24 protein-coding genes are annotated in these 24,156 nt (G+C 60.6%); 6 read left to right on the forward strand and 18 right to left on the reverse strand.

The window, feature by feature from the left end; translation table 11 throughout:
• Positions 1-11 precede the first annotated feature (11 nt).
• The 11 genes from ACX80M_RS01510 to ACX80M_RS01560 all read right to left on the reverse strand — a co-directional run bounded on the left by ACX80M_RS01510 (position 12) and on the right by ACX80M_RS01560 (position 8,757).
• A complete protein-coding gene (locus ACX80M_RS01510) occupies positions 12-203 on the reverse strand; it encodes a Flp family type IVb pilin (protein WP_459308435.1) in 192 nt (63 codons plus the stop codon).
• 261 nt (positions 204-464) lie between these two features.
• Positions 465-1,343 carry a type II secretion system F family protein gene (locus tag ACX80M_RS01515; protein ID WP_459308437.1) on the reverse strand — a complete coding sequence of 293 codons (879 nt, stop codon included), beginning with the start codon at positions 1,341-1,343 and terminating at the stop codon, positions 465-467.
• Positions 1,344-1,352: 9 nt separating this feature from the next.
• On the reverse strand, positions 1,353-2,294 hold the full coding sequence (locus ACX80M_RS01520; RefSeq protein ID WP_459308439.1) for a type II secretion system F family protein: 942 nt from the start codon (positions 2,292-2,294) through the stop codon (positions 1,353-1,355).
• 2 nt (positions 2,295-2,296) lie between these two features.
• Positions 2,297-3,775 carry a CpaF family protein gene (locus ACX80M_RS01525; RefSeq protein WP_459308441.1) on the reverse strand — a complete coding sequence of 493 codons (1,479 nt, stop codon included), beginning with the start codon at positions 3,773-3,775 and terminating at the stop codon, positions 2,297-2,299.
• Positions 3,772-4,971 carry an AAA family ATPase gene (locus ACX80M_RS01530; RefSeq protein WP_459308443.1) on the reverse strand — a complete coding sequence of 400 codons (1,200 nt, stop codon included), beginning with the start codon at positions 4,969-4,971 and terminating at the stop codon, positions 3,772-3,774. Before ACX80M_RS01530 ends, ACX80M_RS01525 begins: the two co-directional genes overlap by 4 nt.
• Positions 4,971-5,699, reverse strand: coding sequence for a Flp pilus assembly protein CpaB (cpaB, locus tag ACX80M_RS01535; RefSeq protein WP_459308445.1), 729 nt, complete (start codon positions 5,697-5,699; stop codon positions 4,971-4,973). Before cpaB ends, ACX80M_RS01530 begins: the two co-directional genes overlap by 1 nt.
• A 48-nt stretch (positions 5,700-5,747) precedes the next feature.
• The gene (locus ACX80M_RS01540) at positions 5,748-6,800 is read right to left on the reverse strand and encodes a pilus assembly protein TadG-related protein (protein ID WP_459308447.1); all 1,053 of its coding nucleotides are present in this window, start codon (positions 6,798-6,800) and stop codon (positions 5,748-5,750) included.
• Positions 6,788-7,153, reverse strand: coding sequence for a TadE/TadG family type IV pilus assembly protein (locus ACX80M_RS01545; RefSeq protein WP_459308449.1), 366 nt, complete (start codon positions 7,151-7,153; stop codon positions 6,788-6,790). Before ACX80M_RS01545 ends, ACX80M_RS01540 begins: the two co-directional genes overlap by 13 nt.
• 135 nt (positions 7,154-7,288) lie before the next feature.
• The gene (locus ACX80M_RS01550) at positions 7,289-7,483 is read right to left on the reverse strand and encodes a Flp family type IVb pilin (protein WP_459308451.1); all 195 of its coding nucleotides are present in this window, start codon (positions 7,481-7,483) and stop codon (positions 7,289-7,291) included.
• A gap of 96 nt (positions 7,484-7,579) precedes the next feature.
• Positions 7,580-7,771: a Flp family type IVb pilin gene (locus ACX80M_RS01555; protein ID WP_459308453.1), complete on the reverse strand. Its 192-nt coding sequence runs from the start codon at positions 7,769-7,771 to the stop codon at positions 7,580-7,582.
• Positions 7,772-8,091: 320 nt separating this feature from the next.
• Positions 8,092-8,757 carry a prepilin peptidase gene (locus tag ACX80M_RS01560; protein WP_459308455.1) on the reverse strand — a complete coding sequence of 222 codons (666 nt, stop codon included), beginning with the start codon at positions 8,755-8,757 and terminating at the stop codon, positions 8,092-8,094.
• A 297-nt stretch (positions 8,758-9,054) separates the two neighbouring features.
• On the opposite strand from ACX80M_RS01560, the gene rplM reads away from it, so the two are divergent.
• Both rplM and rpsI read left to right on the forward strand, forming a co-directional pair.
• Positions 9,055-9,498 (forward strand): 50S ribosomal protein L13, encoded by a 444-nt coding sequence (gene rplM, locus ACX80M_RS01565; RefSeq protein WP_015937805.1) that lies wholly within the window; start codon positions 9,055-9,057, stop codon positions 9,496-9,498.
• Between the two features lie 38 nt (positions 9,499-9,536).
• On the forward strand, positions 9,537-10,043 hold the full coding sequence (gene rpsI, locus ACX80M_RS01570) for a 30S ribosomal protein S9 (RefSeq protein ID WP_056344277.1): 507 nt from the start codon (positions 9,537-9,539) through the stop codon (positions 10,041-10,043).
• A 316-nt stretch (positions 10,044-10,359) separates the two neighbouring features.
• Here the strand turns inward: rpsI and ACX80M_RS01575 are convergent, their stop codons facing one another.
• Complete coding sequence (locus ACX80M_RS01575; RefSeq protein WP_459308457.1) at positions 10,360-12,150, reverse strand: glycosyltransferase family 39 protein; 1,791 nt, start codon at positions 12,148-12,150, stop codon at positions 10,360-10,362.
• A gap of 140 nt (positions 12,151-12,290) precedes the next feature.
• Positions 12,291-13,529, reverse strand: a complete 1,239-nt coding sequence (locus ACX80M_RS01580; protein ID WP_459308459.1) for a bifunctional glycosyltransferase family 2/GtrA family protein — start codon at positions 13,527-13,529, stop codon at positions 12,291-12,293.
• A 140-nt stretch (positions 13,530-13,669) separates the two neighbouring features.
• Between ACX80M_RS01580 and ACX80M_RS01585 the strand changes: the two genes are divergently transcribed.
• Entirely contained in the window at positions 13,670-15,559 is a 1,890-nt protein-coding gene (locus ACX80M_RS01585; protein ID WP_459308538.1) for a DUF6541 family protein, read from the forward strand.
• A 97-nt stretch (positions 15,560-15,656) separates the two neighbouring features.
• Positions 15,657-17,018: a phosphoglucosamine mutase gene (gene glmM / locus ACX80M_RS01590; protein ID WP_459308461.1), complete on the forward strand. Its 1,362-nt coding sequence runs from the start codon at positions 15,657-15,659 to the stop codon at positions 17,016-17,018.
• Between the two features lie 60 nt (positions 17,019-17,078).
• Here glmM and mscL read toward each other — a convergent pair whose 3' ends face one another.
• The 3 genes from mscL to coaA all read right to left on the reverse strand — a co-directional run bounded on the left by mscL (position 17,079) and on the right by coaA (position 19,371).
• On the reverse strand, positions 17,079-17,468 hold the full coding sequence (mscL, locus tag ACX80M_RS01595) for a large conductance mechanosensitive channel protein MscL (RefSeq protein WP_104062597.1): 390 nt from the start codon (positions 17,466-17,468) through the stop codon (positions 17,079-17,081).
• 65 nt (positions 17,469-17,533) lie between these two features.
• Entirely contained in the window at positions 17,534-18,400 is an 867-nt protein-coding gene (locus tag ACX80M_RS01600) for a M15 family metallopeptidase (protein ID WP_459308464.1), read from the reverse strand.
• A gap of 5 nt (positions 18,401-18,405) precedes the next feature.
• Positions 18,406-19,371, reverse strand: a complete 966-nt coding sequence (gene coaA / locus ACX80M_RS01605) for a type I pantothenate kinase (RefSeq protein WP_459308466.1) — start codon at positions 19,369-19,371, stop codon at positions 18,406-18,408.
• 88 nt (positions 19,372-19,459) lie between these two features.
• Here coaA and glmS point away from each other — a divergent pair, with 88 nt between their 5' ends.
• Together glmS and ACX80M_RS01615 are read left to right on the forward strand one after the other, a co-directional pair.
• A complete protein-coding gene (glmS, locus tag ACX80M_RS01610; RefSeq protein WP_459308468.1) occupies positions 19,460-21,352 on the forward strand; it encodes a glutamine--fructose-6-phosphate transaminase (isomerizing) in 1,893 nt (630 codons plus the stop codon).
• Positions 21,353-21,362: 10 nt separating this feature from the next.
• Complete coding sequence (locus ACX80M_RS01615; RefSeq protein ID WP_459308470.1) at positions 21,363-22,517, forward strand: hypothetical protein; 1,155 nt, start codon at positions 21,363-21,365, stop codon at positions 22,515-22,517.
• On the opposite strand, the gene ACX80M_RS01620 is transcribed toward ACX80M_RS01615, so the two are convergent.
• Both ACX80M_RS01620 and ACX80M_RS01625 read right to left on the reverse strand, forming a co-directional pair.
• Positions 22,510-23,805, reverse strand: a complete 1,296-nt coding sequence (locus tag ACX80M_RS01620) for a type II toxin-antitoxin system HipA family toxin (protein WP_459308472.1) — start codon at positions 23,803-23,805, stop codon at positions 22,510-22,512. The two genes, ACX80M_RS01615 and ACX80M_RS01620, sit on opposite strands and share 8 nt — an antisense overlap.
• Entirely contained in the window at positions 23,798-24,025 is a 228-nt protein-coding gene (locus ACX80M_RS01625; protein WP_200950725.1) for a helix-turn-helix domain-containing protein, read from the reverse strand. The genes ACX80M_RS01620 and ACX80M_RS01625 overlap by 8 nt, the downstream gene beginning before the upstream one ends.
• Positions 24,026-24,156: the final 131 nt, after the last annotated feature.

A 24,156-nucleotide genomic window follows, 5' to 3' on the forward strand; every position in this document is an offset into this window, starting at 1 on the left:
ACGACGACGGCTTAGATTGCGACGTTCACCTTGTCGAAGAGCGCGTCGAGGTTTGTGCCCAAAAGGCTCACAGCTACGATGATGACGACGGCGATGAGGCCAACCATGATGCCGTATTCGACAGCAGTTGCACCCTTCTCGTTATCGAGGCGGTTCTTGAGTTTGAAACCGAGTGTCTGAAGGGTGGCGATAAGAGAAAGCATTTCGTACTCCTGAGCGAGTCGGATGGCTGGCCCTGCACCAGCTCTAGAACGAAGTTAGCAACCCTTGATACAACGTTGATCGGATCTCGCTACATCCTGCGCAAAGGCTTCTACAGCTGCGTATTTCCTTCACTTACTCTGCGACTTTTCTGCGGTGATGCTTGGAATCGACACCGTGAGGGCGCGCAAACGGACCCCCTCGGTTCTGGGTGCCGAGGGGGTCCGGTATTGGGGCGCCGGGTGGCGCTTGGGGAGTGACGCCTAGCTGAAGGCTTCGATGATCTTGATCGCGGCCGGTCCTAGGAGAACGATGAACAGAACGGGGAAGATGCACAAAAGGAGGGGAAAGAGGACCTTCACCGGCAGCTTCATTGCCTTTTCTTCGGCCCGCTGGCGCCGCTTTACGCGTGCCTGTTTGGCCTGAGTCCGCAGGACTCTTGCAATTCCAATCCCATATTTGTCCGCCTGCACCACTGCTCGCACGAAGCTGCGGAGATCCTGAACGGAAGAACGATCTGCCATCGCCTCGTAGGATTCCTGGCGAGGGCGTCCTACCTGAATGTCCTGCAGCGTGCGCATGAGTTCCTGGGCCAGGGCTCCACCCCCGTAGCCTCCGGCCCTTGCCATTGCAGCTTCGAAGCCCAACCCGGCCTCCACTGAAATGAGCATCTGATCCAAGGTGTTAGGTAGCTCTTGCTCAATATCCTTTTGGCGCTTTATGCCTTTGTTGTAGATCAGCAAGTCAGGCACGAAGTAAAAGAACGCCGTGAGGAAGAGTCCCCAACCGATGTTCTGCGGCGTCGGAGCCTTGGAGTACAGGAGCAGTCCGAAGGCTGCTCCGGCCAGCGCTAGCAAGGGTTTTGCAATAACCAGCCTGTCCAGTGGCATGGATGTGGGTCGCCCGGCCAAGGACAGCCAGCGGTCGAGCTTGGCTTCGTAGCCCGCCGGCGTCAGTCTTTTGGAAAGATCCAACAAAACCGGGGCGCGCTGCGCGGACACGCTGCCTTCCTGCACGAAACCCTGTGACAGGTTACTTTGAACGGCCAGGAGTGCTTTCCTGTCCGAACTGACGAGCGCCCATACAAGGTAAGACGAAGGCACTATTACGAGTGAAATAAGTAGCAAGGCTATAGGTGTCATTTGGTCCCCCTAGAACTTGATCTTGACGACGCGGCTCATCCAGAGGCCGCCAACCGCGAACATCAGCAAGCCTCCGACAAGCATCACTAGGCCGATAGGATGCTCAACGAATACGTTCAGGTATCCAGGGTTGATGAAGGCGAGTATCACGGCCACTCCAACTGGCATGGCCATCAGGACATAAGCAGACATCTTTCCTTCTGCGCTCAAGGAGCGAATCTGGCCTTTGATCTCACTGCGTTCCCGTATGGTTCCCGCAACCTGCTCTAGCACTTCCGCCAGATCACCGCCGACTTCGCGATTGATCTGGATGGCCTGCGAGATCCACCGAAAATCCTCGCTGTCCATGCGATCGGCCACATCGTCGAAGGCCTGACGCGCGTCCTTGCCGATCCGGGTTTCGTTCACGATACGTAGGAATTCCTCCGAAGTGGGTGCGTCAGCTTCTTGGGCAGCGGCCTCGACGGAGCGCAGGACGCTATGTCCCACACGCAACCCACCGATGAGCATTTGGATCGTGTCGGTGAGTTGAGCTTCAAACCTAGCCCGTCGTTTGTCCCTGAGGACACTGAGTCCGACTTTTGCCAGGAATGGCGTCGCGACGCCGAGCAAGATGCCGGTTATGGGATGTGTTATCAAAGCTCCGAAGGCGGCCACCAGGATCGAGGCCACGGCCACGGCCACGGTGAAGTCAGCCGGCGCCATCTTCACGCCCGCGTTATAGAGTACTTCCCGGTTGTACGGACCTCCTGAATCACCGATCACACCTTCCACTGCCGTAACAGCAGACTGGGACATCCTTGACACTGTGGACTGGTCTGGCTGCGTACTCGGGCGCCGTCGGTCCGCGGGGATTGATCCGTAGCGGGGCTTGAAGACGACGAAGATCACCAGAACCAGGGCGATGAGGCAAAGCGCAACCGCCAGGACGAAAACGATGGGAGTATCCACACCTATCGCCTCCCTATAGGTGCCACTGCAGCTCCAAATACCGCAGGAGAAACCCCAATCCCAAGCTCAGAGAATCGATCCAGGAATCGCGGGCGTATGCCGGTGGGAACTGGTTTCCCGAGGAAGCGCCCCTGTGCGTCCATTCCCGCGGAATAGTCGAAGAGGAAGGCATCCTGCAACGTGACGATCTCGCCTTCCATCCCCTGGACCTCGGTCACATGAGTGACGCGCCTGGACCCATCCCGCAGGCGGGTGACTTGAACAATCAGGTCCACGGCCGATGACACTTGTTCCCGAATGGCGCGAAGTGGCAGGTCCATCCCCGCCATCAGCACCAGGGTCTCCAAGCGAGCGATCGCATCCCGGGGAGAATTGGCGTGGACGGTTGACAATGAGCCGTCGTGACCGGTGTTCATTGCCTGGAGCATGTCCAACGACTCTCCGCCACGAACTTCACCGACGATAATGCGGTCCGGGCGCATACGAAGAGAGTTACGCACGAGATCGCGGATGCCGACTGCGCCCTTGCCCTCAATGTTCGGCGGCCGGCTTTCCAGACGGACTACGTGCTCCTGCTGCAGTTGCAACTCGACAGCATCTTCTATGGTCACGATGCGGTCATCCTCAGGGATGAACGAGGACAGCACATTGAGCAGCGTAGTTTTGCCCGTGCCTGTTCCGCCCGAGACGATGATATTCAGACGCGCCCGCACACAGGCGCTGAGCAACTCGGCCATGTCCGGTGTAATGGAGCCCCAATCGATCAGGTTCTGGACCGTCAAAGGCACATGGCTGAACTTTCGGATGGTGAGGGACGGCCCGTTGACGGCGAGTGGCGGGATTATCGCGTTGACGCGGGAGCCATCCTCAAGCCGGGCATCAACCAGCGGCGAACTTTCGTCGATTCGGCGCCCAACCCGCGACACGATCCGTTCGATGACAGTCCTGAGGTGGTCGTCGGAGCTGAAGCGCGAACCCGTCAATGTGATGTGTCCGTGACGTTCGACGTAGATCTGGTCGAATCGGTTGACCATTATTTCTGTGACGGACGGATCTTCCAGCAGACGCTGCAGGGGGCCGTAGCCCATCACCTCGTCCGCAATCTCGCGGATCAGCCGCCGCCGCTCTTCAGGAGACAACGGAACCTGTTCCTGGTCGATGACTGTTGAAAGTTCCTCCACCGCTTTGGCGCGAAGTCCATCCTCGGATGACGTCGCATCACCGAAGCGGGTGCCCATGCGCTCAAACAGGGCCTGCGCGGCCCGTTGCTTGAGGCCAGCGAGGGCATCTACAGCAGGTGCTGGGTTCCCCCCACCAGGGGACGCCGACGTCGACAACATTCCGAGAACCGGGGATGGCGACGATGGTGCCGGGAGCGAGAACGGGACTGGAGCAGCTACGGGCGGCTCAGTCTCGGGTCCGGACGGCGTGGACACCTCAACGTTATTGCTTATCTTGGAAAGGCGATCTGACAGTTTCACGAGACAACCACCCGTCGGTGCAGCTTATTGTGTGTGGAAGAAACCCACGCCGGATCGAACCGATCCACCAGTTTCTTGAGGCCTTTGGAGGCTGAATCCCTTGTGTTGCTCTGGAGTATTGGTACGCCGCGATTCGTTGAAAATGGAAGCGTCCGGGAGCGGGGAATCACTGCATCAATTGGCACGCCAATCGTTGCTTCAACATCCTGGACTGATATGCCACTCTTCCGGTCGGCAAAATTCAATACAGTGTGACGGCCCTGGGGGAGAAGCTGAAGTTCTCTCAACACTCCAAAGCACTTATGGAGGCCACGGATACTGGGCACGTCCATCCCGCATACCCAGACTCCGTCCGTGGCCAGCTCCAGTGTGGCCAGGCAATGCTCGCCGAGTCCTGGGGCAGTGTCCACCACTACGTACTTGAACTCGCTGGCCAGCTGATTGATGAGGCGGCTGACGTGGTCCGCCGTGATGTAGTCCGACTCCGCTGGCGTTCTGGGTCCACACAAGGCATAGATCCCTGCAGGATGGACGGTAAGGAACGCCTTCAACACCATGGAGTCCTGTGACGCGGCCCCGTGAACTGCCTCGGTGATCGAGTGTTCCGGTTCCAGAAGCAGGCCCGAAGCAACGTCACCAAACTGAAGGTCCAAATCGACTATGACCACACTCATCGGAGCTACTTTGCCCAGACCGATGGCCAGATTTGTGGCAACGGTGGTTTTGCCAACGCCGCCCTTGGGCGACATCACCGCTATAACCCTTCCACGATCCTGGCCTCCCTCAGCCGCAGGACCCATGCCGCGGCGCCGACTGGCAGATGCAAGACAGGCCCGCTCCAGGAGTACCCGGAGTTCGTTGACGCCGATCTCTGATGTGACAACGTCCCTTATTCCGGAGTGCATCGCGCGCAGTACCAGGTCGGGGTTGGGTTCTGCGATGAGAAGAAGGCTGATCTCGGGATACTGAAGGTCGAATACCGTTGCCAGCTTCAATGCATCGTCAGAGGTGACTCCTGGGCCGAGGATAAGTACCTCAGGCGGTGCCCCGTTGAGTTGCTTGAAAACATCGTCGGGACCGCCCGACAGCACCTCAGGAGAGAGGGTCTGCAACTCCCCGTGGAGCGCCCCCGTGATTGCCTGGCGAACACGTCCTTCAAAATCGCGGACTGCGGTGATAGCCACAAAGCGGCTCATCAGTACAGACCACCGAAAGTTGTGACAGGGGGATCCGTCTTAGCTGTGGTGTCGGTTTGCTTGGCGAGCCAGAGGGTTCCGAATTCAGCACCGAAGACCAGTTTTGCTGCGTCTGCGTCACTCCTGGCGACGGTGATGAAGGCCGAACCGTTTGGCATCTCTACCGTCTTCTCCGTGGAGCTTGAACCGGTGCTGTTCTTCGTCTCGGTTGCCGCTTTTTGTACAGCTGTGACAAGGACGTCGTGGAAAAGAAGTCCTGTGGACGGTTGGTCTCCGCTATCGAACGATGAATAGACAGTGACCGTGTCGCCAGCATCCACTCTGCCGCCAAGGATACGTTCCGGAGCAAGCAGGAAAGTAACTTCTTCCATTCCTTCCGGCACCGGCACTGTACCCGGCACCAGGTCGCGGGGATCCACGAGGCGCGCGGCCAGCAATTGCTCTCCTGGCTCAAGGCCAGCGGAGGTGACCTTCCCGTCCTGGCCATCCAACGTCACGAGAGCGCCTTCCGGCACGGCCGATTTCGGCAGGGCCTCGGTCTTGACCTTTCCCGCGAGGTCCGAGATTTTCGTTCCAAGAGGAACGCGTTCCGTAACGACGAGGACGTTTACAGGTTCAAGCCCTTCTTGGGCGCGGGCTGCCGCGCCTTGTACGTAAACAAAGAGGAGAACGGCTCCAACTACTGCCAGCAGTAATGCGGCTAAGCCTCCCAGTAGGCGTGTTTTCACTTCAGTAACTCCTTCATAGATGTGTTGGATGAGAGAAACTACATTCCGTTATTCGGTGAGAGCCACCACGGTTCCTCCGTAGTTGGGACCGCCACCGGTCGAAAGGGAGTACTCCCCGAGAGAAACGAAGCGGGCGAAAAAGCCCTGGAGGCCTCGGCAGTTGCCTGTGCAGCTCGGGGCGGCCGGGTCGACGTGGGTGACTGAGGGGCCGCCAAACTTGTAACCCGTTACTTGAAAGGCGGCGAAGCCTATTAGCGAATAGACGGTGTTGTTGCCGTTGCCCGAATTGGAATCGAAGAGTGGAATCAACGCAGGCTCGTCCATGATGTTGGCCAGGATGGCATCGCACTCATGTTCCGTTGGAAAGTGGTTTCCGGGCTGACCGTCAACGTCGGAATTAAGGTCAATGTCCGCCGAACAGCCACGAGAAACCTCCAACCATCCGAAGCCGCCAGGTCGGTATCCGTTTTCTGCGGCACACCCGGGGACCACTGGCGCCCTTTCGTCGTACCGCAGCAGAATGTGGGTTGCGGAGGGATCTCCAGTGAAATCCCCCGTGGAGTCCAATTCTGCGAGCTGGCTCGCGGAGAGCTGCTTTCTAAAGACGCACTCACTGACAGTCCATGGCAACGTGGAACCAGCGTTCGGTGGGCCCCAGGAAGCTTCAGCGACGGCGGTGATCTCCGCAGTGTCGATGCCCATGACACGGGCAAAGAAGAGTGAAAAGTGATCATCGCCGGAGCCAGCCTCACGGGCGTTCGTTTCGACGCGGACCGTGTTGGCGTCTGGGAACGTTATGGCTGCGATTCCGCTGGAACTGTCGTTGGCGTTACCGTTGGCCAAGTCGTTGCCTGTTGCCATGAAATCGCCGCAGTCCCCGTTCGCACAGTCGTCGGCGACCGCCAGGGCAGAAAAGTCGGCGCCGTTTTGCAGCTGCGCTCTTTCTGAGTACATCGCCCCCACGTCCACAGCAAGGGCCGCCATGCCCAGGAGCGCCACCATGAGCACGGCGACCATGACGGTTGCCGCGCCCTTCTGGGAGTCTTGAATCTTGCTTGAAGACTTTGTGTTCGACAAAGAGTGCCGGGTTAGCCACCGCATCTCATCACCCCTACTCCAGTCAATGTCAATGGGAAGATGCCAGGGGCACCGAAGAAGCCGGCATCTAGAAAGCCGGTGAGTGACGGCAAGGTCACGTTGGTAGTTACCTGCACGTCAGAACTTGAGGGGCAGCCGCTTGCGTTGTCCGCGACCGCTACGCCTAGATCCTGGAGTGAGGGCGCTGCTGCGAGTACCGCACCTTCTACGTCCAGGGTTGCTTTGTTGTAGTGGATGGCCGCGTGGCGCGTGCCCTCGCGTGCCCCATGGGTGAGGGAGACTTGGACGTTGTAAGCCCGGCCGAACTCTATGATTCCTAAGAGGATCAGCAGCAGCAGTGGAAGGACAATTGCCATCTCCACTGCTACAGCGCCTCTTTCTTTCGTACTTGACTTCACGTCGGTCTCCCAGAATGCCCAGTAAGAATTTCGACAATGGATTGGCGGGCTCTGGTGGCTCCCTTATTGGCCACCACCAGAGCCGCTGCACTGCTAGATGGCGTTGGAAACTGAAGTGAAGAGGCCGGCGATCTGCGGACCCAGGATGATGACTGCGGCCATGACCAGGACGGCGATAAAGGCGACCATGATGCCGTACTCAACCATGGTTGCGCCTTTTTCGTCGGCGCTGAGCCGGGCCTTGGCGGTGTGAAAAACGGAACTGATAGTGGCGATGAAAGCGTTCATTTCTTCTTCCCCTTACATACATGTAGGAAGGTCCTGGGCCGGCGGTGAGAACGAAGGTCAGCGATTCCGCTGTTCGTCCACCGCCGGCGTCGGAGCCTAAAGGGCGTTTGATACCCGAGTGAAGAGGCCGGCGATCTGCGGACCCAGGATGATGACTGCAGCCATCACGACGACGGCGATAAAGGCGACCATGATGCCGTACTCAACCATGGTTGCGCCTTTTTCTGACGTGAGTCGGTTCTTGACGCCGGCAATGAAAGCAGTCATTGAGACCATAAGAGAAGTCATTTTAAGAATCCTTAATTCGATGANATAAGAGAAGTCATTTTAAGAATCCTTAATTCGATGAAATTGATTGGGATATTTTTTTCAACGAATTTCCAGCTGCCCCCATAATTCCTTAGCGGCTGGACTTCGCTAAGAAAAGATTGGCACCGGCGTAACGCGGGCAACAATGCGTAGTAGTACTCGACTTTCCGAAGGGTGTCTTGAGCGCGTACTCGAAACCCCCGCGCCAGTACTCACATAAACGGCATTAACGCCCAGTCCTCCACTTGGATTTACTTCGAGTGCAACAGGGAGGATTAGCGTGCTGCAGGGACCCCGGACTAGAGCAAAAAGACTGCGACGCCCGCGGTTGCAGCGAGCATGGAGGGACCGTGAGCCACTTCTGAGGCCCGTTCAACACGGTTCTTGCGTACTACGAGCAAGGTGACAACGCCGTTCAGTACGAACCCCAGCAGGCCGCCGTACAGCAGTTGCGTCCAACCTAGGTACCCCAAGTAGAGCCCGATCGGTCCTGCCAGCTTGACGTCACCCATTCCAATGCCGCCGGGGGAGATAAGGGCCAGAATCAGGTAGATCGCGAACAAAATTGCAGCGCCGGCCGCTGCTCGAAGGATGTTGGCCCACTGTAATTCGGCAAGAAGGGAGGCTAGGAATAACGAAAGGCCACCCAAAAGCAGGAATAGAACGAGTGGATTCGGCAGCAAATGAAGCGAGATGTCAATTCTTGCCAATTGGACACCCAGAACGGCAAGAAAGATAAACGCCGGCAGCCAGGGCTCAGCCCCAAACCTCAGTGTGAAGGCGGCGCAGACTATGGAGGTGATGATCGCCGTCGTGATCCTGGTACGGATCGCAGGCAGTCCGCCGAGGCGGGGGAGGAGCCTGGCAATGGCCAGCTCGGCCAGGGGTGAAAGAATGAGTCCCAGGAGTGCGATCCCGGCCACCAGCAGCGGGCCGGCCGGACCGGCATTGTCCAAAGAAATCACTGAGTTCCCCCGCTTTTGTCAGGCCGGAGTGTGGCGACGGAGCATCCGGCTACCCCATTTTGACCCTGGGGCCCGGTTCAAGCTAACATTGGTAGTCGTTGTGCGTGTCCTTTCTCGATGATGCGTGCCCGCTTGAGAATCCGGTTGCAGGATAACTACTCAAAGGGCACATTCGGGACCTCAGGATGACTGGTTACATGGAGCCCTCACCTCTGTTCCGGTAGCGCATAGATAGTAGGTGCACACGCTTGAGTGACACCTAAACAAGAACGCCAGAACAAGAACGAGGCAAAAACCGTGCGTACGTACACCCCGAAGCCCGGCGATATCAACCGCCAGTGGCACGTCATTGACGCCACAGACGTTGTCCTTGGTCGTCTCGCGAGCCAGACCGCAATCCTGCTGCGCGGCAAGCACAAGGCCACCTTTGCGTCCCACATGGACATGGGCGACTTCGTCATCATCATCAACGCTGAGAAGGTAGCCCTGACCGGCGCCAAGCTGGAGCAGAAGCGCGCATACCGCCACTCCGGCTACCCGGGCGGCCTGACCTCCGTCAACTACGCGGAACTCCTGGAATCCAACCCGGTCCGCGCCGTTGAGAAGGCCATCAAGGGCATGCTCCCGAAGAACTCCCTCGCTGCACAGCAGCTGGGCAAGCTGAAGGTGTACCGCGGTGCAGAGCACCCGCACGCCGCCCAGCAGCCCAAGACGTTCGAAATTACCCAGGTCGCCCAGTAGTCCTGGCCACCAAACAACTTATCTATACAAGGAGAATCGTGGCTCAGAACGAAGAGACCACCGAGGCCGTTGTGGCTGAGGAAAACCCGACCAGCTACACCTCGGAGAGCGGTCCTGCAGAAGCAGAAGCGCCGAAGAAGGAACGCCCGGCACTGACCGTCGCCGGCGCCGCAGTTGGCCGCCGCAAGGAAGCTGTTGCCCGCGTACGCATCGTACCCGGCACCGGCAAGTGGACCATCAACGGCCGCGCGCTGGACAACTACTTCCCGAACAAGCTGCATCAGCAGGATGTCAACGAGCCCTTCAAGATCCTAGATCTTGACGGCGCCTACGACGTCATTGCCCGCATCCACGGTGGCGGCATCTCCGGCCAGGCCGGTGCCCTGCGCCTCGGCATCGCCCGTTCACTGAACGAGATCGACACCGAGAACAACCGCGCCACCCTGAAGAAGGCCGGTTACCTGCGCCGTGACGCACGCGTCATCGAGCGTAAGAAGGCCGGTCTTAAGAAGGCCCGCAAGGCTCAGCAGTACTCCAAGCGCTAAACCCGCTTATACAGAAGCCCGTCCCGCCATTGGTGGGGCGGGCTTCTGCGCGTATGCTCCGAAAACGGCATTTTGCTTTTGTGTGAACGGTATTGATGCGAACGTGGACCGAGAATGGTCCGCTGATGCCAGCGGGTCTACCCGAGTCTTGAGATGATTTCTGTTCGGGCGTAAGGAGCCTGCGGAAGGTTCAGGAAAAACCTGACCTGCCCACTGGAGTAGCAGCAGGGGCGCTCGTTGGCGAACGACGCGATGTGCATATGAACTGGTGTGAGCAGAAGGTCGGAATCCCGGCCCACCTGCCCAACTTCGAGGGTCACGGCACCAGGTTGAAGTACTGGGCGGTGCCGATTTGCTCTGCATCGTACCGAGCTCTGACCCACTCGACGATTCTTGCGGACTCGCCACGGCCTTCAAGCGTCAAGGGAGGTAGTTCCTGGATGACCAGTGCGCCCACTTGTCTGTCGTCCACCATTGTCTGAAACTGTTCGAGTGTGGGAAACGGATCCGTGCCATCAAAGCCACCAATGGGTAGCATCGATCGTTTGCTCTCCAGTTGGTAATTCGCTGCTGTCTCTGATCCCACCATGGCGGCTGCCCAGGTTGTGCTGGTGGGTGTTTCGAGGAGCCGGGAAACGACTCCCGTTTCCGGTAGTTCACCAAACATCACTGCCACGAAGCTTGGCGGCACATTCGATCCCAATTGCTGGCGATCAGGATGGTCCGTTCGGATGCCCAGAATACTTGGCCCAGCGACGACTCCTGCACCCGCGTGCGGGCTTAGGACTGTATTGACCGACCACAGCACTGGCCCAGCCATCAGTGTGACTGCGAGGAGGCCCGTGGAGATGGTTCGAAGGACAGGCTTAGGTGGAGGAACGAGCTGAAGCGCGATAGTGATTGACCACAGGACCAGGACAATTTGAGGGCCCACTGGGAAATCAGCAGTCGAGCGAACGGCGGAAAGGAAGCCGAGGACCATGGTGCCGAGGAGCGCGACGGCCAGCGCTAACCGAATATTCCGGAGGCTCCGCAGGCGGTACATGTGCATGAGACCTATGGCAGCGAGGCCACACAACGGGGGGATTGCCGTGAGTGCGTAATAGGGATGGACGATGCCAGACATGAAGGCGAGCACGATGGCGGAGCACAAGAACCAGACTCCACAAAGTACGAGGAATGCACGATACGGCCTGCTGCCACTACGTCGTCGCACATGCCAGATGGCAATGCACAGCCCAGCGATGGCGAGCGGCAGAAACCACCCGAACTGTCCGGTGAACTGCGGCTGAAGGAACCGTTGGAACCCTGGCTCCAGTTTTTCCGCTAAGTCGACCGCTGCGGGAGACATGGTGCGGCTGGCGTCCTCGCCGGTAAGGCGATCCAAGCCGTTGTAGCCCAGCGTCAGTTCCACCGCACTGTTGAGGCGTGATCCTCCAACGAAAGGACGACTTGAAGAAGGGGTCAGTTGCACAAGCACGAACCACCAGCCCCCCGCAATGGCAGCCGCGAGAAGGGCGCCCGAGAGATGAAGCACGCGCTTTGCGAAGGGTGCAGTGGCGAACATCAGGTAGGCCACGCCAACAGCTGGCAGCACCAGTGCTACTTGCAGCTGCTTGGTTAGCAAAGCGGCCCCGGTGAGGGCCCCTGCCAAGATAAGCCACCGGGGGCTGCTACGGCGGATTGATTCCAGCGCCGAGTAGGCCACTCCGATCATCAGTAGCGTGAGCAGTGCATCCGGGTTGTTGTAGCGGAACATTACCGTTGCCACCGGCGTCACAGCGAAAAATGCCGCTGCCAGCAGTCCGCTGGCCGCGCTGACATAAGATTGTACCATCCGGTAAAGCAAATAGACGCTCGCGACGCCCATGACTGCTTGTGGTACCAAGATGCTCCAAGGACTCAGACCAAAGGCCCACACAGAAGCGGACATCACCCAAAGGCTGAGCGGAGGCTTGTCCACGCTTATTGCGTTGCCGGGGTCAGAAGAGGAGAAAAAGAAAGCTGTCCAGTCCTGAGAACCTGCCATGGCTGCCGCAGAATAGTACGAATTCGCCCAGCCGTTATGATCCAGGCCCCACACATATAGCAGGCTTGTGACGGCCATAAGCGCCCATAGCGCTCCACGGTCCCACGACGGCCGAGTCAGTCGTCCGGAGAATCGACGCCGTTCCTTGGGTGTGCTCGCGGCAGGGGGCATTTCCGTCGAAATCTGATTGGAACCCATCGGGCCGTCGGTTGAAGCCTTCAAGCGACTGGCGCCGTTTTGACGCCAGGGGATGCAACTTTGGAAGTGCCCTCCGAGCTGCGAACACGGAATACCCAGATCCGTAGCAGCGCAAAGCGCATGAGCGTCGCGAGGACATTGGCAGCGGTGAGGGTCACGAGCTCCATGCTAGACGAAGAGTTTGGCGAGATGGCATGGAGGACTAACAGGGATGACGAAGTGATTGACCAAGCCAAAGCGAACACTACCAAGCCTTGGAACTGCTGGGTGAAAAGTTTCTCTGGCCCATTGATACCGAATGTGAAGCGGCGGTTGGCCGCCGTATTGCCAACGGCGGTCAGGAGGAGAGCCAAGAAATTGGCCTGCTGTGCCCCAAGGGGGCCTTGGAATAGCATGAACAAAAGAGCGAAGGCCATGGTGGAAATGGTTCCCACCATGCCGAACCTAATCACCTGACCAAAGAAGCTAGGCCGTGACTGGGGAACGATAGGACGCCGTCCTAGCTCGGCGTAGATTGCTTGAACGGGAATCGAGCCCCTTACCAAGGAACCTGCGACGCGGATGAGTCCGCGGACGTCATCGATCGCAGTCTGCCGGATGTCCACTCGGCTGTCGGGGTCATCTACCCAGTCCACTGGAATCTCATGAATCCGAAGGCCCGATCGTTCCGCGATAATCAGGAGCTCAGTATCAAAGAACCAGCCGTTGTCCTCCACATGAGGAAGTAATCTTCTGGCAACATCTGCGCGGATGGCCTTAAATCCACACTGCGCATCGGAGAACCGCACCTGCATGGTGCGTTTCAGTAAAAAGTTGTACGAGCGGGAGATGAACTCGCGCTTCGGACCGCGGCTGACGCGGGAGTTTTGACCGAGTCGTGTGCCGATGGAGATATCGGAATGGCCGGATAGCAGGGGCGCGACCAACGGCGGCAGGGCCGCAAGATCTGTCGAGAGGTCTACATCCAAATAAGCCAGAACTTCAGCTTCGGATGCGCTCCAGGCATCGCGAAGAGCGTGGCCCCGTCCCTTAGCGTTTAGACGTCGATAAGATACGTTGGGCAAGGCTTCGGCCAAGCGAGTGGCAATACTCTGCGTATTGTCTGTGCTGGCGTTGTCAGCAATTGTAATTTTCCATGTTGATGGCATTTCGAGTGTCAGATAGTTCGCGAGCGTAGTGATGCTCTTTTCGAGTACAGTTTCCTCATTGAAAACCGGTACAACAATTTCAAGCGCCAGGCCCCCATGGCTAGGTTTCATAATGTGTATGCTATAGACACGCGTGGGGGCCTGGCTAGCAGTAAGTGGGAACTTGGGGAAATACTTATGAATTACTTGGGTAATCCTTGATGGATTGGTTTGCTGCCGTACCGGGCCTCGCAGGGGCAATCGCAGTACTCATGATACCCGGGCTACTTTTGGGCTGGACGCTAGGGCTTCGGCACGTTTGGGTGATTTCACTTGCACCCGTCCTGACGGCGTCACTCGTAGCAGTTTCCACGCTTGCCTGTTGGTGGTTGCGGGTTGACTGGAATATCGCCGTGTTCGCTGTTGCAACGGTGATGCTGGCTGGCCTCGTTCTCGTCGCAGCCTCCTTGGCTCGCAGATGTTGGCCGAGAAGTCTTGCCTGGTCGAGCGTTGATCAGGGATCAGGCGTCGGGTACGGGCTTGCTCTCGTGACCAGCGGATCCCTGCTGAGCCTGCGCTATGTGCAGATTGTCGAGCATCCGGGCAATGTCAATCAGGGCATAGATACACCTTTCCACCTCAATTTGGTACGGCACATCCTGGATTCCGGCGATGGATCGCCATTCGCCGTACGCTCTCTGATGGGCGAATCGTCCGGACTGTACCCGCAGATCTGGCACGCGCTGGCGGCTTTGATTACTGAAGCGACGCGATTGCCTTTGGTTGAAGCGGTCAATGCGCTCAACCTTGCGATAGTGGCCGTCGCTTGGCCGCTTGGAGTCCTGCTACTGGTCTATATGGTGATTGGCCCAAAAGTTATTGCACTGCAGTGCGCTGCCGTTGCCAGCGCTGGCTTCTTTGCCTTCCCGTTCACCGTGATGCAGAGCCAGAAGAGCGACTTCGGTCCGCTCTTTCCTTACATGCTGTCGGTGGCTCTTTTACCTCCCCTCATCGCAGTTCTGGCAACGGGCCTGAGATTCGGCAAGACTAGCCTCATGCCATGGCCTTTGGCTGCAATTACGGTAGCCATAGGTCTTCCGGGACTGGTCCTTACGCATATGTCTGGAGTGGTCGCTCTTGTAGGGCTTTCATCCATGTTCGCTGTTATGGCAGCGTGGCGGTCGTTCCGGACCCTCAAGAAACAAAAGTCGGATCTCTACGCATACTTGAAGTGGACAGCGATTTGGGTCAGCCTATTCAGCGCCGGTCTGGTGATCTGGGCTGTGGTGCGGCCTTGGACCTCCACGTGGGACCCATTCGACTCGCTTCCGGTCGCCGCTGGGAGCGTCCTCGTAAATTCGCCAACCCATGGCAATATCCAATGGGTGCTCGCCGCATTAACGCTCCTTGGGACTGTGATCCTGCTCCGGCGACGTGCTGAGTGGTGGTTCCTGGCGTCCTATACTGGTGCGTTTGTGCTCTACGTAGTCTCTGCGGCGGTTCCAGATCCAATTTTTAGACAGATTGTTATTGGCGCTTGGTATGGCGATCCACCTCGCCTAGCTGCGCTCTTGCCCATGTTTTGGGCGGTTCTTGCCGGAGCAGCAGGTGGATGGATAGTCGACCGCTTTTCAAACAATGGGATCAAGTGGGCGGTTTCAATTGGTATCACCGCTCTGGCGGCATCCATCATTATCTGGCCGACGAATTCCGACACGACGCCTGGCCGAGAACGCACCTACGCTCTAGATGAGTCTTCACCTCTGTTGACTCCGGACGAGCTCGAATTGTTGAAGCGGCTCAGTTTCCATGTACCGGAGGGCGCTGTCGTGGCCAATAACCCATGGGATGGAAGTTCTACGGCATATGCAATAGCGGATCGTCGCGTTCTGTTTGCCCACGCTTATACGGGTTCCAACGAGGACAGGCTGCTGGCATCGAAGAAGCTTAATCAAGCTCGTTCGAATTCCGAGGTGTGCGCGGCAGCCAGGCGGGAGAACGTTCGATTCCTCCTCGATTTCGGCGGGCGCTACATTGATCCGGAACGCAAGGAAGTCAATGACTTCCCAGGCTTGGACGGTGCAGAAAGTTCACCGGCCTTCGTCAAGGTTGACCAGCAAGGCGCGGCGGTCCTCTACAGATTTGTCGGCTGTGGCACCTAGAAGTACGACAGGACCACACAGAGATGGTCTCGCTGCGAAGCACGACGTCAGGGACCTACACCCGCCGCCCCGCCTCCATCGCCTAGACTTGTCCACGATGTCTAGATTATTTGGAACAGATGGTGTCCGGGGCCTGGCTAACGGCCTGTTGACTGCCGAGCTGGCGATGAACCTGGCCCAGGCGGCCGCCGTCGTGCTTGGTCATGACCGCAATACCAGTGGCACCCGGCCCCGCGCCGTGGTGGCGCGTGACCCGCGCGCCAGCGGGGAATTCATCGCCGCCGCCGTTGAGGCGGGGCTCTCCAGCTCAGGTATCGACGTCTACGACGCCGGGGTTCTCCCGACGCCGGCCGCGGCCTACCTCGTGGCAGACCTCGACGCCGACTTCGGCGTCATGATCTCGGCGTCGCACAATCCTGCCCCTGATAACGGCATCAAGTTCTTCGCGCGCGGCGGCCAGAAACTTCCAGATGACGTGGAGAACGCCATCGAGGAGCAGATGGGTAAGGAGCCGCAGCGGCCCGTCGGCAGCGACGTGGGCAGGATCCAGCGCTTCTCCGACGCCGAGGACCGTTACATCGTCCACCTCTTGCAGACGCTCCCGCACCGCCTCGACGGGCTGAAAGTTGTCCTGGACTGCGCCCACGGGGCCGCCAGCGGCTGCTCGCCTCAGGTCTTCAAGGACGCCGGCGCCGACGTTATCGTGATCGGCGCCGAGCCGGACGGCCACAACATCAATGACGGCGTGGGCTCCACCCATCTCGGTCCGCTCAAAGCCGCCGTGGTGAAGCACGGAGCCGACCTCGGCATCGCCCACGACGGCGACGCCGACCGCTGCCTCGCCGTGGACCACGAAGGCACCGAAGTGGACGGCGACCAGATCATGGCGATCCTGGCCGTGGCCCTCAAAGCATCGGGCAAGCTCACCGACGATGTGCTGGTGGCCACCGTGATGAGCAACCTCGGTCTCAAGATCGCACTGCGCCAAGCAGGCATCACGATCCGCGAAACAGGAGTCGGGGACCGCTACGTCCTTGAGGAGATGCGCGACGGCGGATTCAACCTCGGCGGCGAGCAGTCCGGCCACGTGATCTTCGCTGACTACGCCACCACAGGCGACGGAGTCCTCACCGGGCTCCAGCTGGCCGCGCAGGTCGCCCTGACGGGCCGGACGCTCAAGCAGCTCGCCACTGTGATGACCAAGCTTCCGCAGGTACTCATCAACGTCAAGGGCGTTGATCGCACCCGCGTGGGTAGTTCCGACGCGCTGGCGCAGGCCGTGGTCCTGGCCGAAGCCGAGCTGGGCGATACCGGACGTGTCCTGCTCCGCCCCTCAGGCACCGAGCCCGTAGTGCGGGTCATGGTGGAAGCAGGGGATGAGGCAACAGCCCACTCCATCGCTGAACGCCTGGCCCAGGTGGTCAGGACCGAACTTGCCCTCGAGCTTGTGGCGGACTGACCCGGAAAGCACCAAAAAAGAATGGCCGGCCTCCGCAGGGAGACTGGCCATTCTCCTTTGTCAGCGGTCGCTGACCTTCAGCGCATCCCGGATTTCGGTAAGCAGGGCGATCTGCGGGTCTTCCGCAGCCTCTTCCTTGACGTCCTTGTTGATTCCCAGCTTGCGGTTACGGAGCTCGATCATGTGGTTCATGGGAAGTACCACCACGAAGTAGATGGAGGCGGCCACCAGCACGAAAGAAATGATGGAGGAGATGACGGACCCATACATGAATCCCTCCCACTGCATCTCTTCAACGCCCTTGGCACTGAACAGACGTCCGATCAGGGGCGTCAGCAGGCCCTGGACGATAGAGGTCACGACGGAGCTGAATGCGGCACCCATCACAACGGCTACGGCAAGGTCAACGACATTGCCCTTCATAATGAAATTCTTGAATCCTGTCAGCATGAGTACCAAGCTAGCGCATTGCCGTTAACAGGGGATGACGCCCCTGCAACACATCAGCACGGTGTTCAGGGGTACCCCGGCGCCGCGTCCACCCCGAAGTACTCCTCCACGGTGCCGATGCCCCGCGTTGCCATGTCGGTGGCGGCCTCCACGCCGGTGTACCGCAGGTGCCACGGCTCGTAGTAGTAGCCGGTGATCGGGTGCAGCATCCACGGATACCGCACCACAAATCCGAAGCGGTGGCCGTTCGCCTTGGCCCACACAGCTGCCGGCTGGTCGGCGAAGCACGGCTGGAAGCCGCACGCCCCGCCGCCGTCGCCGATGTCGAACGACCAGCCGGTCTGGTGTTCCGAGTAGCCGGGCCGGGCGCTTGCGGTGTCGGCATCGGACTGTCCGCGCGCTGCCACATAGCCGTTGTACGTGGCAACCTGTGTGCCGTAGGAGCGGTAACCGCTGGCGAGCGTCATGCTCACGCCGTCCTGCGCGGCCGTGGCGAACATCGCTTCCGCGGCCGCCGCCGTCGTGCTGTTCAGCAGGGCCGCCTCGCCCGAAACGGCCAGTGTGACGTTGGGCTGGACCAGATCTGCCGGAACGTAGTCCGCCGGCGCCAGCGGACGGTGTTTGTTGACCACCAGCCACGGGCTGGCCGGATCCGTCAGCGAGAACTGACGGGGCAGCGCTGCCGACGGCGGTACGGGAGCCGGCGGCGGCGGCTCAGCTGCCGCCGTCGTGCTTTCCACTGAAGGGACCGCTACGGCGGTAGGGGACGCGGAGGTCGCCGCAGGTGCGGGGGAGGACGACGGCGCCACGGCGGCGGGTGCCTCCGGCGTGCACGCTGCCAGGACCGTCAGCCCGGCTCCGGCGGCGAGGAAGCGGGCGAAGGAGCGGCGGCTGGCCCCCGAGGGGCCGCCTGCCACGCAGACGTGGCACACGTGTGTTAAACCTTCCGCAAAAGCATGCGGCGGATGGAGTGGTCCGCGTCCTTGGTCAGAACCAGCTGGGCGCGGCCACGCGTGGGGAGGACGTTTTCCTCCAGGTTGGGCTCGTTGATGCGCTTCCAGATGTCCCGGGCCGTGCTCTCGGCCTCGGTGGGGGAGAGCGTTGCGTAGCGGTGGAAGTAAGATTCCGGCTGCGCGAACGCGGTACTCTGGAGCTTGCGGAACCGCTCCACGTACCACTCCTCGATGTAGGAGGTCTTGGCGTCCACATAGATGGAGAAGTCGAAGAAGTCGCTCAGCGCCAGGCCCTGCTTGCCGTCATGGCGCGGGCGGGCGGGGGCCAGCACGTTCAGGCCCTCCACGATCAGCACGTCCGGGCGGCGGACCACCACTTCCTTGTCCGGAACGATGTCGTACGTGACGTGGGAGTACCAGGGCGCCCGGACTTCCTCGGCGCCGCCCTTGATCTCGCTCACAAAACGCAGCAGGGCGCGGCGGTCGTAGGACTCGGGGAAGCCTTTGCGTTCCAGCAGTTGGCGGCGCTTGAGCTCGGCCAGGGGATAGAGGAAGCCGTCCGTGGTGATCAGCTCAACGTTGGGGGTGCCGGGCCAGCGCCGCAGCATCTCCCGGAGCACGCGGGCGATGGTGGATTTGCCCACGGCCACCGAGCCGGCCACACCGATGACAAACGGAGTGCGCTGGGTCTGCTCACCCAGGAAGGTGGTGGTGGCCGCGTGAAGCTGGCCCGCGGCCTCCACATAAAGGTGCAGGAGCCGGGACAGGGGCAGGTAGACCTCGCGGATCTCCTTCATGTCCAGGGGATCGCCGAGGCCACGCAGACGGACAATGTCCTCTTCGTTAAGGGGCTGCTCCATCTGGGCGGCGAGCCGGGACCAGGTCTGGCGGTCCAGCTCAACGAACGGGGAGACACCCTCACCGTTCGCTTCATTGCGTTGCAAAGTCACCTTAGAGATTCTGCCCCTCGCGCGGCTGAGAGCGAAATGGAGCACCCTAAGTGTAGATCTCAACCCGGCTGCCGATAAGCTGGAGCCCATGTGTGGAATCGTTGGATATGTGGGCCATTCTGCTGGCCGTGTGAATGCCGGTCACAGTGCGTTGGATGTAGTCCTTGAGGGTTTGCGCCGTCTGGAGTACCGGGGTTACGACTCTGCGGGGGTTGCGGTGGTCTCGCAAGGTGCCATCGAGTCCCGGAAGAAGTCCGGCAAGCTGAGCAACCTCCTCGCCGAGCTGGAGGAGCGTCCGTTGCCGGAGACGTTCACCGGGATCGGCCACACCCGCTGGGCCACGCATGGCGGTCCCACGGACCAGAATGCGCACCCGCACCTGTCCGACGGCGGCAAGCTGGCCCTGATCCACAACGGCATCATCGAGAACTTCGCCGAGCTCAAACGTGAGCTGGTGGCCAAGGGCTACGCGTTCGAGTCCGAGACGGACACCGAGGTCGCCGCCGTGCTGCTGGGCGATATCTTCCGCAACAAGCTGGGTGGTGCTGCGTCCGACGGCGGTCTGACGAAGGCGATGCAGCTCGCCTGCCAGCGCCTTGAGGGTGCTTTCACGCTGCTGGCCGTGCACGCGGACCAGCCGGATGTTGTGGTTGCTGCACGCCGTAACTCACCCCTGGTGGTGGGCCTGGGCGAGGGCGAAAATTTCCTGGGCTCGGACGTGTCCGGGTTCATCGATTACACCCGCCGCGCGGTGGAGCTTGGCCAGGACCAGATTGTCACCATCACCGCTGACACGGTGGAGATCACCGATTTCTATGGCGCTCCGGCCGAGGGCAAGGAATACCACGTGGACTGGGATCCGGAATCGGCGGAAAAGGGCGGTTTCCCGTCCTTCATGGAGAAGGAAATCCATGACCAGCCCGACGCCGTGCTGCAGACCCTGCTGGGCCGCTCGGACGTCAACGGCAGACTGACCCTGGATGAGCTCCGCATTGACCCGCAGTTGCTGAAGAACGTCGACAAGATCATTGTGCTGGCCTGCGGCACGTCCGCGTACGCCGGGCAGGTGGCCAAGTACGCCATCGAGCACTGGTGCCGGATCGCCACCGAGGTGGAGCTCTCCCACGAGTTCCGGTACCGGGACCCGATCGTCGACGAGAACACCCTGATCGTCTCGATCTCCCAGTCCGGGGAGACCATGGACACCCTGATGGCTGTCCGTTACGCCAAGGAACAGGGCGCCAAGACGGTCTCGATCTGCAACACCAACGGCTCCACCATCCCGCGTGAATCCGATGCCGTGCTGTACACGCACGCCGGCCCGGAAATCGCGGTGGCCTCCACCAAGGCGTTCCTGGCGCAGATCACCGCCGCGTACCTGCTGGGCCTGTACCTGGCGCAGCTGCGCGGGAACAAGTTCCAGGGCGAGATCAAGGACATCCTGGCGGACCTGAACAAGATCCCGGCCAAGATCCAGCGGATCCTGGACAACGAGGCGCAGATCAAGGAACTCGGCGTTTCCATGGCGGACGCGAAGTCGGTGCTGTTCCTGGGCCGCCACGTCGGCTTCCCTGTGGCCATGGAAGGTGCGCTGAAGCTCAAGGAGCTCGCCTACATCCACGCCGAGGGCTTCGCCGCAGGTGAGCTCAAGCACGGCCCGATCGCGCTGATCGAGGAGGGCCAGCCCGTGTTTGTGGTGGTCCCGTCCCCGCGCGGCCGCGACTCGCTGCACGCCAAGGTCGTCTCGAACATCCAGGAAGTCAGGGCCCGCGGCGCCAAGACCATTGTGATCGCCGAAGAGGGCGACGAGGCCGTCAAGGCCTATGCCGAGCACGTCTTCTACATCCCGGAAACCCCCACCCTGCTGGCCCCGCTGCTCAGCACGGTCCCGCTGCAGATCTTCGCCCTGGCCCTCGCCTCGGCCAAGGGCTACGACGTGGACCAGCCCCGCAACCTCGCCAAGAGCGTCACCGTAGAGTAACCGCAGACCGATGGGCATCGACGAACTATTGGACCGGGCGGGGAACCTCAAGGAAGCGCTGGTCGACTACGCTTGCTCACCGGGGTTCGCCCGGCGTCTTTCGCAGGCGTTGTCAGACTTCTCCGGGCTAGGGAGTGCGGCGCATGATCAATGGGCGGAGGCCGTCGAGTCGCTGCTCTATGATCCAGACCAGGACGGACGCGAGCCGCTGCTCGACCGCTATCTGCGCACCAATAAGACCATTGCGCGGGAGGAGCGACTCGTCTACGAGGGGTGGCGGGAGCGCAATGTACTCGGCGTCTTCCGCGTCGATGCCCGCAAGGGTGCCCGGCTTAGCCTGCATAACCTCATCGATGAAATGGATTACCCGGCCTACTCCACAGTCGGGGCGGAAGCGATCAGCGTCGTCCAGCGAGGCGGCTACGTCATGACGCGCCTGGTGCCCATCGGGGATATCTGGACCATCAGCGGGACCATACGCCTGTTCGGTCCGCGAGACCTCCCCGGAGTCCAGACCCTGGCGGCGTCCCTGCTCAAACGCTTTCCCACCTTGGTATTCAATAATCCGGCGAAGGTCGAGCAGGGACGCAGGATCGTCGGAGAGCACCACACCACGTTCCTGAACCTCTTTGACGCGCATATGGTGAGCGGTACCGGGGCCGACATCATCGCGGCTTACCGCGGTTTCCTGAATGCCTGCAGCGAGGCGTCGGTCGCTGCAAATCCCGAGGCTTCCGCACTGGTGACCGCGGCCGAACAGATCGCACCGGATGATTCCTTCCCGCCGGATTTGGCAGAGTCCGACGACGTAGCGCTCTACCATCATCCGCTGATGGGTGTGTCCTTCCTCGTCTGCTACGGGCAGGTCGAGGCAGCCCACCGTACGCCGCCGGCTGATGCGGAGGACCCGGCTGCGGAACTCCTGCGTGGTTATGTGGAGGACAAGACGGTTCCCGGTTACGTCCTGGAGGATCTTGCAGCGAAATACCCGGACACGGTCGACGCCGCGTACGAGGCTGCCTTGTCCAACCCCGGATTCCGATGGGAACTTGATGGCGCAGCTCTGCTCCGCCGTTACAGGCCGAATTCTAGTCCCGGTAAGGACGTTCCCGGCGTCTCGCCGGTGCCTTCATCGCTGATCGATGAATACCGCCGGCTCAGCTAGAGCCAGGACCTGGACCGAGTGTGACCAAAGACGGGTGTACGCCGCCGATCCCGGCGGCTTTGCCGTCCAGAAGATTCCTCGTCCCGTGGCCGATGTACCGTGCCACTTTTTCCCCGACGGCCGATCCGTCGGCCTGTTCGAGGGCGTGCGCCAGCTCTTCGAGCGTTCCGGTGACTGCGCGCCATGCATGCCGTTCATCGAGTCCCCAGGAGACGCCTTCTGCAACCAGGTCCTCCATTGTTAACGACGGCTGATAGGCGCGGGAGTTGATCCGGAGGGACATGTTCAGCTGGCCGTTGGGCGCCAGGGTGTGCGTTGACACGTCGTAGAGCGGCGCCAGCCTGACGGCACCGTCGGGGCTTCGGAGGGTGGAAAAGTTCTTGGCGTGGGCGTCGGTGTTGCCGATGGCGGTGTTGAAGGCCGTGTGCGCGAGCAGCGTCTCGCGGTCGTCGGGCCCGGCGCCGAGGATGTCCCGGCGTCGTCGCAGAAGTCCGGCGAGGTTCTTCAGGTTTGCGGCGGCATTGACACCTTCGAACTTGCTGTCCGTGTCCCAAGCCAGGCCAAGGGCTTGGGCGCCGTCCTCTTGGTGGATACGCTCCACGCTCCGGCCAGAGACGCGGCGGTCGTAGCGTTCCAGGACGAGGACGGTCCGGCCTGCAAAGGTGCGCACGTCGCTGGCGAACGTGGTCAGCCCGATCCGCCGCGCAAGCTCCAGGCAGAACGCCTCGGCGTGCAGGGCGCCTTCGTTTCCGCCCGCCACCGGCTTGAGGATGTGGGTGGAGGCGGCGCCGTCGACCCCCGCGTGCCACACCCCGTCCAGCAGGGCAAGCGTGGTTTTGGGCTGGTATCCGGCCAGAGAGCCGCCGCCGCCCACGGCACCAAGCGCATAGTCGTTGATAAGGGTTAACCTCTCGGCGACCTGCTCATCGGTCAGTGCCTCATAGGATTCGGCCGGTTCCCCGGGGTCCCCACCGACGCGGATCGCACCGGCGACGTCGCGGCCGGCATACGACACCAGCGCGAAGACATCATCGCGGCTGGCCTGCGCCTGTTTGGCAAGGTTCGACCTGCCAGATCCTTCCGGCAGCAGTCCACCGAAGAACGCAGTGGCCGCCTCCGGGGTCGAGGGGCGGGGCCCAAGTGGCAGGTTGGCGGACAGGATCCGCGAGCCGATCCCGAACCGGGCCATCCCGGCGTCGGAGGATTCGAACGTCACTGTGGTCGCGCCGTGGCGGACCATGCGCCAGACGACGGTGCCGTAGAGGTGGACATCCTGCACTTCAGCCACGGTCGGCGCCCTCCCGGAACGTCAGTTCGATTCCGAGTTTTTCCATGACGGCGAAGAACTGGTCGTTGAGCACCTTGGGCTTGCCCGTCTCCAGTTCGGAGAGGTACCGCTGGCTGACTCCGAGCCGGCTGGCCAGCTCGCGCTGGGAGAGCCCGCTGCGCTGGCGGACGCCGTAGACCATCAGGCCCAGGTCGGCCACTGACTTCATGACGCCGTGCACGCGGCCTCCTTGATGAGTTACTCGTAATAGGTTCGTGGTGATTACCTTTTCGTAATCATACCAGCGTGATTACGAAAACGTAATGGCGGGGCCCTGTGTGCGCGGCAGGCGGTGAGCGTCCCCGTAGAATA

The organism is Pseudarthrobacter sp. MDT1-22 (assembly GCF_054511035.1).

Excerpts from the sequence above, each read along its gene's own strand:
- ACX80M_RS01515 (WP_459308437.1), bottom strand. The coding sequence starts at position 1,343 with ATGACACCTATAGCCTTGCTACTTATTTCACTCGTAATAGTGCCTTCG.
- ACX80M_RS01550 (WP_459308451.1), bottom strand. The coding sequence starts at position 7,483 with ATGAACGCTTTCATCGCCACTATCAGTTCCGTTTTTCACACCGCCAAG.
- ACX80M_RS01545 (WP_459308449.1), bottom strand. The coding sequence starts at position 7,153 with ATGGCAATTGTCCTTCCACTGCTGCTGCTGATCCTCTTAGGAATCATA.
- ACX80M_RS01510 (WP_459308435.1), bottom strand. The coding sequence starts at position 203 with ATGCTTTCTCTTATCGCCACCCTTCAGACACTCGGTTTCAAACTCAAG.
- ACX80M_RS01530 (WP_459308443.1), bottom strand. The coding sequence starts at position 4,971 with ATGAGCCGCTTTGTGGCTATCACCGCAGTCCGCGATTTTGAAGGACGT.
- ACX80M_RS01575 (WP_459308457.1), bottom strand. The coding sequence starts at position 12,150 with ATGGCCGTCACAAGCCTGCTATATGTGTGGGGCCTGGATCATAACGGC.
- ACX80M_RS01555 (WP_459308453.1), bottom strand. The coding sequence starts at position 7,771 with ATGACTTCTCTTATGGTCTCAATGACTGCTTTCATTGCCGGCGTCAAG.
- ACX80M_RS01540 (WP_459308447.1), bottom strand. The coding sequence starts at position 6,800 with ATGCGGTGGCTAACCCGGCACTCTTTGTCGAACACAAAGTCTTCAAGC.
- glmM (WP_459308461.1), top strand. The coding sequence starts at position 15,657 with ATGTCTAGATTATTTGGAACAGATGGTGTCCGGGGCCTGGCTAACGGC.
- mscL (WP_104062597.1), bottom strand. The coding sequence starts at position 17,468 with ATGCTGACAGGATTCAAGAATTTCATTATGAAGGGCAATGTCGTTGAC.
- glmS (WP_459308468.1), top strand. The coding sequence starts at position 19,460 with ATGTGTGGAATCGTTGGATATGTGGGCCATTCTGCTGGCCGTGTGAAT.
- ACX80M_RS01585 (WP_459308538.1), top strand. The coding sequence starts at position 13,670 with ATGATACCCGGGCTACTTTTGGGCTGGACGCTAGGGCTTCGGCACGTT.
- ACX80M_RS01580 (WP_459308459.1), bottom strand. The coding sequence starts at position 13,529 with ATGAAACCTAGCCATGGGGGCCTGGCGCTTGAAATTGTTGTACCGGTT.
- ACX80M_RS01615 (WP_459308470.1), top strand. The coding sequence starts at position 21,363 with ATGGGCATCGACGAACTATTGGACCGGGCGGGGAACCTCAAGGAAGCG.